A 14494-nucleotide genomic window follows, 5' to 3' on the forward strand; every position below is an offset into this window, starting at 1 on the left:
GCGCGTCATTCACCCGTTAGCTGCATTAGAAACGACCGGCCACAGAGCTAGGCCGTGGGAGTGCTAAGCCTCGTGAAATCGCAACGGGAACAAAACACCTCGGCCCGCAACTCAGACCGCTGGATTGAGCGAACCCTCTGGTCCGACTTGGCAGTGCTCTACAGGCAGAGGAAGCTCGCATGGTCGCTCTACAGCGCAGAGGTCGCTGAGATGCGGCGTACGTCAGGCCTAGGGCTGTTCGCCCCATTCGTTTCCGTCATCGTCTACACCATCGTTTTGGGAAGCGTAATGGCGCTCGTTTTCGGCGAGCGGATAGATGTCTTCATTCCCTTCTTCGCCATTTCCTTCCCAATCTGGCAAGCTATATCATCCGTGGTGTCGGAGGCCGCCTACGCGAACGAGAAATCGGCCCGGCTGCTGTCCTTCCCTAACCTGGCGGTGTCCCTTGTTCATTTGGTCTCGGCCTATGGGCTGGTTATCAACCTTGTACTGAAGCTTGCGGCTGCCTCTCTTGTTGTCGCAATTATTTCGCCCGCCATTCTGCTCAACGCAAACTACCTTGGTGCGGCTATTGGAGTTCTTTTAACGTCGGTGGCCGTGATTGCTTGGGCGGTGCCGCTGTCGTTCATTTTTGACCGGGTCCGGCTGCTCCGTGGCCTGCTCCCGCAGATGCTTATGGCCATTTACCTCATTACCCCGATACTCTGGCAGCCTGAACGTCTAAGCGCCCACTCCCTCGTATATGAGCTGAACCCCGTTTATCATTTGGTGGAAGCCATCAGAGCTCCTCTGCTCACCGGCTCGATTCCTTTAGGCTCAATCGCGGCTTGTGCAGGTACCGCCTTTGTAGGCTTGCTCGCCTCCGCACTGACCTTCAGCCGCAATCGACGACAAATCATCTACGGATGGATCGCGTAACGGTGGAGCCAAGGCCCGACATCGCTGTGGAAATCCGCGGATGCTCCGTGGAAATTCCCTTGAAGGGTGTGAACGCAAGTTCGCTTGACGATGAACGGTTGGTCGTCAGAGGGCGCCAAAGCTTCCTGCTGGCCCTCAACTCCATCGATTTCACCATGAGGCGTGGGGAGCGTGTTGGCATTTTAGGCAGCAACGGGAGCGGAAAGACCACGCTTCTACGGCTGATCAGCGGATTGCTGCCGGCGGATAGCGGATCAGTCCGGGTCAGTGGAAGCGTTCGTCCGCTGATCACAATCGGAGCTGGAACCTTGCCGGCGCTGACGGGCAGGCAAAACGCCAAGATGCGGTATGGCTTGCTGGAACTGAGGGCGACCACCCTGGCCGAATACGTTTCAAGCGTGGAGAGTTTTGCCGAACTCGGCGGCTTCTTTGACCTTCCTGTCGGCACCTACTCGCCTGGGATGCTTAGCCGACTCCAATTTGCCATGAGCACGATTGAGCCCGCTGATATCCTAATCCTCGACGAATGGCTGGGCGTCGCAGACAAGGACTTTCACGACCGTGCTAGAGAGCGGCTTTTGAGGTTTGCCGATCAAAGCGAGTGTCTACTGCTGGCCTCGCACGACGAGAGACTGCTCGATGAACTAACCACCCGCAAGGTGGTACTTGATCGCGGCCGGCTAATTTCAGACACCATCTAATGGTCGGCGGGTAGTGGCAGACGCATTGCTTCGGCCGCCGGCGTCGCCAAGTTGCACCCCATTGGCTTCCCACGCGGAGTGCGAAATTCGCTGTTGGAGGCGTATTGTTCCGAAATACTAGGTGGGCAGCCGATCAGTACCTTGTCGTCTCCCGAGCCATTTTTGAAACGTCGGGTCAAATGGGTTCGAAGCCGCTATCGCGTCGCTCTTCTCCTCGCCGTTCCCCCATTACATTTATCCCGCAATTTCCCGTCGGCCTGCCTGAAGCTCCCTCACACACTTCAATGGCGACGGACAAAAGGCGCGTTCATGTCGCCACATCCCTCATCCCTTCGTGTCGTCAATCCCAACCACGGTCCCCTCGACCCGCCGCCTGATCCTGTCGTTCATGCCCGTCGTTGCGCTGAGGCTGCTCCGATCAATAAGCCTTTCTGGATCTGCCCGGTCAATGAGCCGGTGATCTACCCCATGCTGGCTGGCATGCCTTAGGTCTCGGCAATCGATCTGGCGCTAACGATGGCGCGCGCCGCAAAGAATCATCATCCCGGTGTGAAGGTGCTGACCACCGACCCCGTCGTGGGTGTTGACGACAGGCAGTTCGCTGCGACGGACCGCCTTGTTGCTGCCGGCCTCGTTGATGTCGTGGGGGTTAACTACTACCCGCATACGGCCCGCACCTCCCTTGGCAAGGTCCTGCTCAATACCTGGCGCCGGTACGGCAAGCCAGTGATGGTCGCCGAGACCAGTTAGCACGACGGGCATCGGGAACAGCATCGACGCTTCCCGGGTTTCAACAAGGCCCACTGGCTCCAGCATGTCCGTGCCGCGGTAGCACTGCGGCCAGCACGGGAGCTCACATCGTCGGCATGTGGTGGTACCCGATCATCGATTGCCCGCCTTGGAATCGGCCCGGCTCGCGTGACCGGTGGAGCCATGGGCTGATCAAGACAGACGGATCAGTCGAGCCGGCCCTTTCCTCCGAGCTGGGGCAAACCCAGCGCCACCAGAGCGCGGCTTGATGCCGAACCGGTCACCTGCCTAGCGCATGGCCTCGACTCCCTCGAGCCCGTCAAGCGCTCCGGGACTGGCGGCGGCAAAAGTTTCGTCCGGTAATCATCAATCCGGCCGGGTAAGATTCGGCGGGTCGCTCGCGGGGAATGTCTGTTCGAGTTCGGCGTCCAATTCATCATCAAGGGCTTTGCGGTTGAGAATCTCTACACCGGTAGCAGTAATGAATGGACCGCCTTCATGCTGCTCAACAAGACCCATAGAGAGAAGTTTTGCATACACCATGGGGTCAACTTCCACGGGCTTGGCTGGGGCATCGAAGCGGGCAAGGGCCTCTGCTTCCTCTTCGGTCAATTCGGTCATCATTGCTCTTTAGGCAGTGGAAACATACAGCAGGCCCTACAGTTGCCATGGGCTAGGGGGGCCACGGAGAGCCTACATTCATGACGTCCGGGTCAAGGGCCGGTCCCCTACTTGGTCTGAGCCAAAGCCTGAGGCAATGTGTGCCGCTCAGTTCTCTACTCGCTGAGTGTCCGGGGGATGTGCTTCCAGCCGATCGAGCGTCTCGCCGGAACGGCGGGCTACTTCCGGGTTGTAGCGGTGATCTGGGGACGTCAACTCGTACCCGCGCAGCTCATCAACGGTTATGCCTGCCGCAGCGGCAAATGCATCGGGCTCCATGCCCAATGACAGCCGGCGGTTATGGTCACCCCTGGGCTGGCGTTCGGCAGGGCTCACAGGAATCGACATGTCGGCCTCCATCTTCTGATGCTTGAACAAGCCTCAAGCGACGGAAAAGTTTCCCGTTCGTCGGTGCTGAAAGTCCTTCTAAAAGGGCGCCGAGTCGACCTGCTTGCGGCGTTCGCCGTGAACCAGCGCGAGGAACGCGGATGGGTGAGGCGCCGCTCGCCCTTTTTATACTCTCCAAACGTAGCGTCAGCTAAGGGACTAGATTCGAGCAGCTCTATTTTTGATGCGGCGCTGGTGCGTAGGGCAGCAACGGGAACGTGCGATTCGCATGGACTGACGATAGGCCTGTTAGCGCGGCAAGGTGAGCCGGCGTGGCAGGAATCGGCTAGGACCAACCTAGGGTAATCCGGCTCTGCGAGCCCGCTTGGCAAGGTTTCGGAACAGAAAAGCCATGCGTTCAACAGCAAAGCCCGCCATACACATGACCTGCCAGCGGGCATTGTAATCGTTCTCGGCCCGGCGGCGCTTGAGCATAATGTTTCCTATCGTTATCTCGTTAGAGCCTGCTCGAACTTGCGGATGATGCCATGGCCCACCACGAAGCGGTCCAGACGCGAACTGCGATCTGTAGCTAAGCGGGAAAGTGCCGACGCGGTAGTCTCTAGAGGTTCGAAAGCAAGATCGGACACTTGTCCTTTGCCTCAGCCTCTCACTCTCCGAAAGCTGTACCGCGGGTTGCTCAGACTATCAGCACCTCACGGAGCAAAAAGACTGCACTACGTTGACCAGCGGCGGCGGCGGGCAAGCGGAGATCACGGCGCTCGCCCAAGGCAGCAAGGCCGTCTAGCAATTGGCTGCGGCTCTCGAGGCAATCAACAGGCTGGTCGAGAAAGATCTGGGCGAGGGCAAGAGCATTTGAGACCGCATCGTCTGGGAGGTCGAGCAGCTGCATCAGGAGGTGCGAAACCTGGCCGAGCGGCTGAGGCCCCACTGACCGGATATGGAGCAACGAGCGCACGATTAGGTTTCTAACGCTCCAACCGGGCAGTCACCTTAAGCTGGCTTCATGACCACCTTGATGCAGCCATCCTTCTTGTCCCTGAAGGTTTTGTAGAGCTCTGGGCCATCTTCGAGCCCGGCACGATGGGTGATGACGAAAGTAGGGTCCACCTTGCCTTGCACCACCATGTCGAGCAGCGGCTTGAGGTAGCGGTGGGTATGGGTCTGTCCAGTCTTGAGCGTCAGGCCCTTATTCATGAACGCGCCCATCGGCACCTTGTCGAGAAACCCCACATAAACGCCCGGCATCGAGATGGTGCCTCCCTTGCGGCAGGCCATGATCGCCTCGCGCAGTACATGCGGGCGGTCGGTGCCCAGCATCATCGCCTTCTTGGCCGCGTCGAGCAGGGAATCGGGGGAGGCATCGACATGGGCCTCGGTTCCCACGGCGTCGATGCAGCGATCCGGGCCCCGCCCGTCCGTCATCTCGAAGAGCATCTCGGGGATCGAGACCTCGTCGAAATTGAGGGTTTCAGCGTGCCCGTGCCGCTCGGCCATCGCCAGCCGCTCGGGGACATTGTCGATGGCAATCACCCGGCCTGCGCCCAAGAGCCAGGCGGACTGGATGGCGAACTGGCCCACCGGCCCACAGCCCCAGATCGCCACCGTGTCGCCCGGCTCGATCTGGGCATTTTCGGCGGCCATGTAGCCCGTGGGGAAGATGTCTGAGAGGAACAACACCTGCTCGTCGGTCAATTCGTCGGGCACCTTGATCGGCCCGACATTGGCATAAGGCACGCGCAGATATTCGGCCTGCCCGCCGGCATAGCCCCCCAGCATGTGCGAATAGCCGAACAGCCCCGCCGGAGCATGTCCCATGGCCTTGCGCGCCACATCGGCATTGCGGTTGGTGCGATCGCAGAGGGAGAACATGCCCTTCTGGCAGAAGAAGCACTCCCCGCAAGAGATGTTGAAGGGCACCACCACGCGATCGCCGGGCCTGAGGTTGGTGACGTCACGGCCCACCTCGATCACCTCGCCCATGGTTTCATGGCCCAGCACGTCCCCGGATTCCATACCGGGCATGAACCCGTCATAGAGGTGAAGATCGGATCCGCAGATGGCGCAGGCCGTGACCTTTATGATCGCATCATTGGCGTGGAGGAGTTTGGGGTCGTCGACGGTATCGAGGCGCACGTCATGCTTGCCGTGCCAGCAAAGGGCTTTCATCGGATCGGTCCTGGAAGGTTGTCGGTGTGAACCAATCTCGCTTGGGCGCGCTGGTTCCAGAAGGAACTGGCCGCTCCTCTGGGTGTTCTCCGGGCGAGGCCACAAGGAGACCGACCATGACCGGCACGGAAAAATCCCAGCGCGACGCGGCATTCCTCGCCCAGGAATTCGACATGCCCGCCACCGATGCGGCGGCACTCGTTAGCGGAAATCCTCGCGAGGATGAAGAGACACAGGCCCTTGCCGACGCGGTTCGAGAGGTGCGCGATCCGCTCGAGGGAATCCCGACGCCCGAGCCCTCGCACACACAATTCATTGCCGACAGCGACGAGGACGCGCTCAAGCCCGTGCTCAGCCGCCGTAATGACCGGCTGGGCGCTGGCTGAGCGGCGAAGAGACGATCACAAGCCGCAGCGACAAGCAGTAGCGCCATGAGCACATATCGCAGCGGGAAAACGCTTCGCGACAGACTAGGATCGGCAGCGCGGGCAGCGTGGACCGTTCCGGAGGGCATGCTGTGTGTCGGAAGTTGCAGCTCAGCGTTGGTCGAGGAAACGCCCGCCGCCTCGGCATCCGTGCCCACTGGCGCGACGGAGGGATGGGAGAAATCAACCTTGTCCCCGATGTCATCCTGCCTAATGGTCTTGCCGGATGAAGCTCATTCGGTAGGCGTGATTCCGGCCAACGGTCGGTGGCATCGGTGACGTTCGCCTTTCATATCTGCGTCGACATGCAGCGCATGTTCGCAGAGGACACGGAGTGGCACGCCCCCTGGATGGCGCGGGTAGCTCCGGCAGTGACCGCACTGGCGGAAGCGCACCCCTCCCGAACCGTATTTACGAGGTTTATTCCGCCCGCGCGGCCCGAGGAGAGCATGGGGGCATGGGAAGACTATTATCGTCACTGGCGATCGATGACACGGGAAGCGCTTCACCCGGAGCTCCTCGATCTGTTGCCGGCCCTCCAACGGCTGGTGCCTCCGGCGCGCATTTTCGACAAGCCGGTCTATTCGCCCTGGCACGGGGGTCGGCTTCACGAAGGACTGAGGCGACAGGGCGTCCGGACGCTGGTGGTAACAGGAGGAGAAACAGAAGTCTGCGTGCTCGCAACTGTGCTGGGCGCCCTTGATCTGGGATACCGCATCGTTCTGCCGATCGATGCACTTTGCAGTTCCGCCGACGAAACGCATGACGCCATGATTAGAATTTATGAGAGCCGCTTCGGGCTGCAAGTCATTACCACGACGACCGACGTCCTGCTCGCAGGATGGCCGGACTAGCGTCCAGCTGGTCTGTCAGGCATCGCGCTCTGCCTCGATGGTCCGGGCGACCAAATGCCGTTCGTCTTCGGTCAGATGATCAGCCGCAGCCAGGATATCGCCCGGCTCCTTGCCAGCGACAATTGCCTGTCGTTCAGGCTTTTCGCGCCCCACCTGGGTTGCCAGAGCGGCGAAGTCCGTCGGGCCATGGGAATTATTCAGGCCAGTTCGCAGAAGCCGGATTGGGAAGCAGATGGCATCGCGATGCGCGTCCGAAAGATCGCGCGGTTCCGCCAATGCCGAACTCTCGGCCTTGGTCAGAGCATCCACGAGGACTTGGCGTGGCAATGCGCCGTTATCGACGAGCGCCCGGCAGATTCCGTCCAGAGCGAGGCATAGCCCGGCCAGCTGCAGGTTAGCGGGGCCCATTTCTTCTCTCCTCGTCCTTAGCATCGCCGGGGAAACGCGCATCTCCGCCATTTTGTGGGGGGCGGGCGCCTCCGGGACGACGTTCGCGATAGGGATGCTCCTCATCTGATGGATGCGGGTCGAACGGCAACTTCCCCGCACGGGAAGTGTTAAGCGGTGCTGTGTGGGGGGCGGAGGCGGGAACCTTAAGCTTCACGATGTTGACCTCTTGCTAGCGACTGGCTGCCTGAGCCCGCAGACCGACGTGCCAGGCCAAGCTCAACCTCGACGTGGCACCCACGTTCCATCGGCGTCGGTTCATCCATGCCGCTGATCGCAGACGCCCTCGTATCGCGACGTCCTGTCCATCGTTGAGAAGGAACGAGGTGCACGGAGGGAGGTTGGCTCAGAACCTCACATTGGAGTGCCTCGAAATGTTTATGCGTGTCGACCGACTTATCACGGAACTTCCGCCGCCGGCCCAGCAAGACCCCAATGCTGCCGCTGCACTGCAGGAGCTACTTGGAGGGAAGTATGGCGAGATGTCGACGCTCGGAAACTACATGTTCCAGAGTTTCAATTTCCGCAGCAAGGACAAACTGCGCCCCTTTTATAGCCTCGTGGCTTCAATCACTGCTGAAGAGCTTGCCCACGTAGAACTCGTGAGCAACGGCGTCGCCATGCTCAACAATGGACCTGATAAGCCCGCCGCTGACCGGAAGCCGGGCGGAGACATTTCCAAAACCCCTCATGAGGCCATGAAGGATATCCGCCTCGCTTCCGCTTTTCTGTCGAATGGTGGCGGCGCAACGCCCGTCAACGCCAATGGGGTTTCGTGGAACAACGATTTTGTCACCACCACCGGCAATGTCATCTTCGACCTGCTGCACAACTTCCATCTGGAATGTGGTGCTCGCCTTCATAAGCTCCGAGTCTACGAGACCGTCAGCGATCCAACCGGCCGGGAGGTCTGCGGCTATCTGCTGGTACGAGGTTCTGTGCACGCCCATTCGTATGCCCTCGCGCTCAAGAAGCTGACCGGCGTCGAGATTGAGAAGATGCTGCCCACCCCTAATATCCCGCTCGCCAAGATTCCCGAGTGCCAGAAGTACCTAGATGAGGGTTCGCACCGACGTCTCTACACTTGGAGCCTTGAGGATTACCGCGAAATTTCCGGCATCTGGTCCAATGACGAAGTGGCGCTCCCTGATGACCCTCCGGGAGCCCTAGAGGTGATCGAAGGCATGCCCGACGGCGGCAAGATTCAGCAGCTGGTCGGCGTACCGTCAGCTTTCACGCCGGACTATGCGCCCGAGGAATTCTACGAAATCGCGGCTAAGCTGTACAAAGCTTCGCGCTGAAAGGGTTGGCGGGGCGCGGCGGCAGTGCAGCCGTGCCTCGCTGCTTCAAGGCTAGACAGGCGCGGAACTCTGACAGGCGGCGATGAAGATTGCGACCTTCAACATCAATGGCATCAATCGCCGGCTGGACAACCTGCTCGCCTGGCTCAAGGCCGCTGAGCCTGACGTCGTTTGCCTCCAAGAGCTCAAGGCGCGCCAAGAGCAGTTTCCTACATCTGCTATCGAAGCGGCTGGCTACGGCGCGATGTGGACGGGTGAGCCGCGGTGGAACGGCGTGGCTATCCTTGCTCGAGACGCGGAGCCGATCGTCACGGCGACGTCACTTCCGGGCGATCCTGCCGATCGGCAGAGCCGGTATATCGAAGCAGCCGTCGGCGGGATCCTCATCGCTTCGCTCTATGCTCCAAACGGCAATCCGAGACCCGGGCCCAAGTTCGATTACAAGCTGGCATGGACCGAGCGGCTGATGTCGAGGGCTGCCGAGCTGATGGCAATGAAGCTTCCGGTGGTGCTGGCCGGCGACTTCAACATCGTGCCAGAGCCGAGGGACATTTACCCGACCCGTTCCTATGACGAGAACGCTCTCGTGCAGCCCGAGAGCAGGGCCCTCTATCGGCGCCTGCTCGATCAAGGCTGGACCGACGCGCTGCGCAAGAAGCACCCCCGCGAGACGATCTACACCTTCTGGGACTACATGCGGCAGCGCTGGGAACGGGACGCGGGACTGCGCCTCGACCATCTGCTGCTGAGCAAGCAGGTCGCCCGTCGCCTGGTCTCGGCCGGTGTCGATCGGGACGTCCGCGGCAGGCCGGGCGCCAGCGATCATGCGCCCGCGTGGATCACGTTGCGTTCGTGAGAGCGATTTTCCTTTAGTCGAAGTGGTCGCTGCCAACGTAGTCGATGCGGTTTCGGAAAGGTAGTTCTCGAACTCGCCGTGCTCGGTGCGGAGGAACTCGCGGCAGTAAGTGAGGTTGGGGTGACGCACCCCGTTTGGCCTCGGAGCCCGTCATGCCGCTGCTTGCTATATTGCGATTTGCCTTTGCCTTGTTCTCGGTAGCCGTCTATGGCGCTTCAGCTTATCTGCTGTGGCAATGGTACCAAGGCGACATCGTACAGGTCGAGGGTGCTCTGATCCGCACCCGGGAAGACTGGCACCTCTGGGTTGGCCTCTTGCTGCTCGCTTGGGGATTGAGCGGCAAATTTCTCTGGCGCTTCATGCTAGCCAAGCCGGATCAAGAGGAGCCCACCAAGGCCCAACACGGTGTCGGCAGACAGATCGCCAGCAGTACCGGAAGCAGCCTCTTCGTCGAAGAAGTGGGCCCGGAAAATGGCCCGATTATCATCTTTACGCACGGTGCGGCCTGCAACAGCACGGTCTGGCAATACGCTAAACGGCAGCTCGCTGACCAATTTCGACTGGTTCTCTGGGATCTGCCCGGGCTGGGGCGCTCCATCGCGGTTTCCGGGCAGCCTCTCGGCCCAAATCACTATGCGGCAGACTTGGCCGATCTCCTGACCAGCCTTGGCCAGCCTGTTGTCCTCGTGGGGCACAGCATGGGCGGGATGACTATCCAGACTTTATTCGGCGATTTCCCTGCCTTAGCAGATCGCTACGTGCGAGGGGCCGTTCTAGTTAACACGACATACACGAACCCGCTCAAAACGATGATCTTGCCGCGAGTGGCGCAGGCTATCCGCTTCCCCCTTATTGAACCTCTGTCACGGCTCGCAATCGGGCTTCAACCACTGGCCTGGCTGTTCGCTTGGCAGAGCTATTTGAGCGGGTCGGCTCATATTGCGAGCAGATTCGGTTTCGGGAAATTCGTTACACGGAGCCAGCTTGAGCACGCGACCATTCTGTCGACGCGCAACGCGCCTGGAAGCATTGCGCGTGGTAACCTCGACATGTTCCGTTGGGATGCTTCAGCGACCCTGCACGGCCTCAATAAACCCACGCTGGTTCTCGCGGGAGAGCTGGACATTGTAACCAAGCCTAACGCCAGCGTCGTGATCGCGACCACTGCCCCTCGGGCGCAGCTTACAATTATCGCAGGCGTTAACCACATGGGCTTTATGGAACAGTCGCGGACATACAACGATGCGATCGCGGCCTTCGTGCGATCGCTAGGATGAAAGCCAGACGATAAAAAGCCTCCTTTGACATGTGGATGGGCGTTCGCCGCCTATTTATTTGATTACTGTAATGAACTTGGACTTAATAATTATATAATTCGTAATTCTTCTATTCGAATCGATCTAGTAACGCCATTTCTATGGCGTCGCGAATTATTTGGGCGCATAATTGTCCGTCAACCCGCCTTGCATGTGCTGTTTAATGTAAAGCCGTCTTTGCCAATGCTTCGACTCTTGCGCTCTCGATGGTGGCGCGGATCCGAGACGCTGTCGAAAAGGCCAGCGTAGGGGAAGCGCCGGGAAGTATGATGCAGAACTCCTCACCGCCATAGGGTCCGACATAATCGGACTCGCGAATGGCACTTTTTAGATGGCGGCCCAGGCTAGCCAGAACTGCGTCCCCCGTGCCGTGACCATAGGTATACTTGATGGACTTGAAGTGATCGAGCTCGACCATTAGGACTGCGAAATTGGTCTGATATTTTACCGCTTCTTTGATCTCCAGTTGGGCGATGCGCAAATCGTGGGTCTATTCAGCGTCCCAGTCAGTGGGTCAATCGACGCCTGTCTGCGCAGCTCAAGGTGATGAATTGCCAGAGCGGCTAAGCTCTCAAGGCTGGACAGCTGTTCGGGCGTCAGTGATCGGGGATTTGGGTTGAACACGCACAACACGCCGAGTGGATAGGCATCGGAGCTGGTTAGGGGAACGCCTGCGTAGAACCGCACCTTTGGCGTGTCGAGCACAAAAGGTATTGATTTCCGCCGAGAACTGACCCGGGATTTCCACGGAGAAGTGACCCGCCTCTAGGTATGTTTCGGGTCGGGTTTGATGGTCAAGGTTCTGGCTTTCTCCTTTGTGGCTTTGGGATGGTGAGCGGAGCTGTTCTTGAAGCGGAAGCTGTCGTTTCCGGTTTCGAGGATGTGGCAGTGATGGGTCAGGCGATCGAGCAGCGCGGTGGTCATCTTGGCGTCGCCGAAGACGCTAGCCCATTCGCTGAAGCTGAGGTTGGTGGTGATGACGACGCTGGTATGCTCGTAGACCGGCTCAGCAGATGGAATAGCAAGGCTCCACCTGAGGCACTGAACGGCAGGTAGCCCAGCTCATCGAGGATGACGAGGTCGGAGTGGGCGAGCCTGCCGGCGATTTGCCCTGAGCGCCCCTGGGCTTTTTCCTGTTCAAGCGCATTAACCAGCTCGACGGTCGAGAAGAACCTGACCCGCTTCTGATGATGCTCGATGGCCTGCACGCCGATGGCGGTTGCGATATGGGTCTTGCCTGTGCCGGGGCCGCCGACCAGGACGATGTTGTTGGCCTGCTCGAGGAAGTCGCAGCCATGCAGCTGTCGCACCAGGGCCTCGTTGACCTCGCTGCTGGAGAAGTCGAAGCCGTTGAGGTCGCGACAGGCTGGGAAGCGAGCGGTCTTGAGCTGGTGGGCCGTGGACCTGACGTCGCGTTCGGCCGTCTCGGCCTTGATCAGTTGCGACAGGATCGGGATGCAGGCTTCGAAGGCCGGCGACCCCTCCTCGGTGAGTTCGCCGACGGCCTGGGCCATGCCGTGCATTTTGAGGCTCTTGAGCATGATGACGATGGCCCCGCTGGCAGGATTATGACGCATGATGCACCCTCCTGAGGGCATCGTATCGTTCGACATTGGCTTGGGGTTCATTAGTGAGCATCAGGGCCTGGGGGGCATGTATGGTCGGCGGCATGATGGATTTACCGTCGACCAGGCGATGCAGCAGGTTGAGGACATGGGTCTTGGTTGGAACGCCTGTCTCCAGGGCCATCTCCACCGCCAGGAGCACGGCATCCTCATCGTGCTGCAGAACCAAGGCCAGGATGTCGACCATCTCGCGGTCACCGCCCGGCTTCTTGAGCAGGTGCTGCTGCAACGTTCTGAAGGCCTCGGGCAGCTCGAGGAATGGCGCGCCGTTGCGCAGGGCACCGGGCTTGCGCTGAACCACGGCCAGGTAGTGCCGCCAGTCATAGACCGTCTTCCCCGGCTGATCATGTGAGCGGTCGATGATGCGGCGATGCTCGCAGATGACCATGCCCTCGGCCGCGACCACCACTCGATCGGGATAGACCCGAAGGCTCACTGGTCGATTGGCGAAGGATGCCGGGACGCTGTAGCGATTACGCTCCAGGTGAACCAGGCAGGTCGGGGTGACCCGCTTGGTGTATTCGATAAAGCCGTCGAACGGACGGGATGCCGGCATCAGAGCCCGCAACTCCTCGGCCCAGAGATCAGCGATGGCGCCCTGCATCTTCCCGTGCGGCGTCTGCGCCCAGAACTCTTTGCATCTGGATTCCAGCCAGTCGTTGAGGGCGGCCAGCGATGGAAAGCGGGGCGTTGGTTGCCAGAGCCGGTGACGAGCATCCTGGACGTTCTTCTCGACCTGTCCCTTCTCCCAGCCTGATGCCGGATTGCAGAACTCGAGCTCGAACAGGTAGTGGCTGGCCATGGCCAGGAAGCGAGCGTTGATGTCCCGCTCCTTGCCGCGACCGACCTTGTCGATGGCGGTCTTCATGTTGTCGTAGATGCCGCGTCGGGGAACACCACCCAGTACCCGGAAGGCGTGATTATGGGCATCGAACAGCATCTCGTGCGTCTGCAGAAGATAGGCCCGCAAGACGAAGGCCCGGCTGTAGCTCAGCTTGGTATGGGCCACCTGCAGCTTGGTGCGTTCATTGCCGATGATGGCCCAGTCCTCGGACCAGTCGAACTGGAAGGCTTCCCCTGGTTCGAACGTCAGCGGCACGAAGGTCCCGCGCCCGGTCGTGTTCATCTCCCGCTGCCGATGGGCCTTCCACTCCCGGGCAAAGGCCGCCACCCGGTTGTAGGAACCGCCATAGCCCAGGCTCACCAGGTCAGCGTGCAACTGCAGGACGGTCCGCTTCTGCTTGCGGGGCTTGTTCGCCTCGGTCTTTAGCCACCCCGACAATCGGTCCGCAACGGATCGAGCTTGCTCGGCCGATCCGGAACCTTGAACGCGGGCTCGACCGTGTCACTGCGCAGATACTTGCGGATGGTGTTCCGGGACAGGCCGGTCCTGCGGCAGATCTCCCGGATCGATAGATGCTCTCGAAAATGCCAGCGTCGGATAACGCTCAACAATGCCATGTCGATCACTCCACGCCCCCGCTCAAACCACGAGGGGCTAGGGTCACACATGGGTCAAATCTCGATGGAAAAATCCCAGCCTGCTGGGTCAGTTCTCAGTGGCAATCAACACGATCGCCTCCTGCAGCATCTCCTTGTCCGGCGACAGGTCCGCCCACAGCTTCCGCAGCCGGCCGTTCTCGGCCTTGAGCAGCTACAGCCGCCGCATCTCCGTGGGCAGCAGCCTGCTCTGCGCAGGCTGCATCAAACCGCAGTTCCCAAGTCCTTAGCCAGGCGCACGCCGGGGCCTTCTCCGTTCTCGGGGATGAAAATGACGCCGGCAGCCTCAAAGGCGGAGCGGATCGAGCGGATTGTGCCTGTGTGGCCCGCAAGCTCCCCCGACATAGCCTCGAGCCTACGTATGGTTGGCTCGGATATTCCTGAGCGCTCTGCCCTAACTGCTCTGAGTGCCCTCGCGGGCTTCTGCTCTTGATCCGCCAAGCCTTCGAGCCCCAATGCGTCTCCTGCTCCCGCTCCTCCGCCGGGCGCTTCCAGTGGGCTCAGGGCAAGGGTAAGGGTAGGGGCTCATTGTCGCCAGTGTCGCCATCCTGAATTAAGCCATTGAAAGATAATGTCTATTTTAGGTCGATTTCCGTATTCGGCTGCGAAACTTCCGTCTTCGGC

15 protein-coding genes and 3 pseudogenes are annotated in these 14494 nt (G+C 60.1%); 8 read left to right on the plus strand and 10 right to left on the minus strand.

The features are described from left to right. Positions 1 to 72: 72 nt before the first annotated feature. The 3 genes from BT183_RS00575 (at position 73) to BT183_RS00585 (ending at position 2369) form a co-directional block, all read left to right on the plus strand. Positions 73 to 918 (plus strand): ABC transporter permease, encoded by an 846-nt coding sequence (locus tag BT183_RS00575; RefSeq protein ID WP_143145594.1) that lies wholly within the window; start codon positions 73 to 75, stop codon positions 916 to 918. A 47-nt stretch (positions 919 to 965) separates the two neighbouring features. Continuing rightward, positions 966 to 1619, plus strand: a complete 654-nt coding sequence (locus BT183_RS00580) for an ABC transporter ATP-binding protein (RefSeq protein ID WP_210185430.1) — start codon at positions 966 to 968, stop codon at positions 1617 to 1619. A gap of 516 nt (positions 1620 to 2135) precedes the next feature. Continuing rightward, positions 2136 to 2369, plus strand: coding sequence for a glycosyl hydrolase 53 family protein (locus BT183_RS00585; protein WP_143145595.1), 234 nt, complete (start codon positions 2136 to 2138; stop codon positions 2367 to 2369). A gap of 366 nt (positions 2370 to 2735) precedes the next feature. On the opposite strand, the gene BT183_RS00590 is transcribed toward BT183_RS00585, so the two are convergent. The 4 genes from BT183_RS00590 to BT183_RS00605 form a co-directional block, all read right to left on the minus strand. Beyond that, positions 2736 to 2990, minus strand: a complete 255-nt coding sequence (locus BT183_RS00590; RefSeq protein WP_143145596.1) for a hypothetical protein — start codon at positions 2988 to 2990, stop codon at positions 2736 to 2738. 147 nt (positions 2991 to 3137) lie between these two features. Then, positions 3138 to 3377, minus strand: coding sequence for a hypothetical protein (locus BT183_RS00595; protein WP_143145597.1), 240 nt, complete (start codon positions 3375 to 3377; stop codon positions 3138 to 3140). Positions 3378 to 4056: 679 nt separating this feature from the next. Then, positions 4057 to 4269, minus strand: a complete 213-nt coding sequence (locus BT183_RS00600; RefSeq protein ID WP_143145598.1) for a hypothetical protein — start codon at positions 4267 to 4269, stop codon at positions 4057 to 4059. 101 nt (positions 4270 to 4370) lie between these two features. Next, positions 4371 to 5546: a zinc-dependent alcohol dehydrogenase gene (locus BT183_RS00605; protein WP_072338494.1), complete on the minus strand. Its 1176-nt coding sequence runs from the start codon at positions 5544 to 5546 to the stop codon at positions 4371 to 4373. A 116-nt stretch (positions 5547 to 5662) separates the two neighbouring features. On the opposite strand from BT183_RS00605, the gene BT183_RS00610 reads away from it, so the two are divergent. Then, entirely contained in the window at positions 5663 to 5932 is a 270-nt protein-coding gene (locus tag BT183_RS00610; protein WP_072338495.1) for a hypothetical protein, read from the plus strand. Between the two features lie 314 nt (positions 5933 to 6246). Then, complete coding sequence (locus BT183_RS00615; protein ID WP_280173896.1) at positions 6247 to 6825, plus strand: cysteine hydrolase family protein; 579 nt, start codon at positions 6247 to 6249, stop codon at positions 6823 to 6825. Between the two features lie 15 nt (positions 6826 to 6840). Here the strand turns inward: BT183_RS00615 and BT183_RS20165 are convergent, their stop codons facing one another. Beyond that, the gene (locus BT183_RS20165; protein WP_177282332.1) at positions 6841 to 7233 is read right to left on the minus strand and encodes a hypothetical protein; all 393 of its coding nucleotides are present in this window, start codon (positions 7231 to 7233) and stop codon (positions 6841 to 6843) included. Positions 7234 to 7646: 413 nt separating this feature from the next. On the opposite strand from BT183_RS20165, the gene BT183_RS00625 reads away from it, so the two are divergent. From BT183_RS00625 to BT183_RS00635, 3 genes are all read left to right on the plus strand, one after another. Further along, positions 7647 to 8573 carry a manganese catalase family protein gene (locus tag BT183_RS00625; RefSeq protein ID WP_072341296.1) on the plus strand — a complete coding sequence of 309 codons (927 nt, stop codon included), beginning with the start codon at positions 7647 to 7649 and terminating at the stop codon, positions 8571 to 8573. A gap of 82 nt (positions 8574 to 8655) precedes the next feature. Beyond that, entirely contained in the window at positions 8656 to 9429 is a 774-nt protein-coding gene (locus BT183_RS00630; protein WP_072338498.1) for an exodeoxyribonuclease III, read from the plus strand. Positions 9430 to 9581: 152 nt separating this feature from the next. Further along, a complete protein-coding gene (locus BT183_RS00635; protein ID WP_072338499.1) occupies positions 9582 to 10706 on the plus strand; it encodes an alpha/beta fold hydrolase in 1125 nt (374 codons plus the stop codon). Between the two features lie 199 nt (positions 10707 to 10905). Here BT183_RS00635 and BT183_RS00640 read toward each other — a convergent pair whose 3' ends face one another. The 5 genes and pseudogenes from BT183_RS00640 to BT183_RS21240 all read right to left on the minus strand — a co-directional run. Continuing rightward, positions 10906 to 11226, minus strand: a complete 321-nt coding sequence (locus BT183_RS00640; RefSeq protein WP_072338500.1) for a GGDEF domain-containing protein — start codon at positions 11224 to 11226, stop codon at positions 10906 to 10908. Continuing rightward, positions 11190 to 11450 carry a GAF domain-containing protein gene (locus tag BT183_RS21235; protein ID WP_425290536.1) on the minus strand — a complete coding sequence of 87 codons (261 nt, stop codon included), beginning with the start codon at positions 11448 to 11450 and terminating at the stop codon, positions 11190 to 11192. The genes BT183_RS00640 and BT183_RS21235 overlap by 37 nt, the downstream gene beginning before the upstream one ends. 60 nt (positions 11451 to 11510) lie before the next feature. Further along, positions 11511 to 12322, minus strand: a pseudogene (gene istB / locus BT183_RS00645) (IS21-like element helper ATPase IstB). Next, positions 12312 to 13831, minus strand: a pseudogene (gene istA, locus BT183_RS00650) (IS21 family transposase). Before istA ends, istB begins: the two co-directional pseudogenes overlap by 11 nt. Before the next feature lie 112 nt (positions 13832 to 13943). Next, positions 13944 to 14054: pseudogene (locus BT183_RS21240) on the minus strand (IS3 family transposase); the annotation flags it as partial. Between the last annotated feature and the right edge of the window lie 440 nt (positions 14055 to 14494).

The sequence above is a fragment of the Devosia enhydra genome, from assembly GCF_900119845.1.
In the GTDB taxonomy this organism is placed as follows: domain Bacteria; phylum Pseudomonadota; class Alphaproteobacteria; order Rhizobiales; family Devosiaceae; genus FPKU01.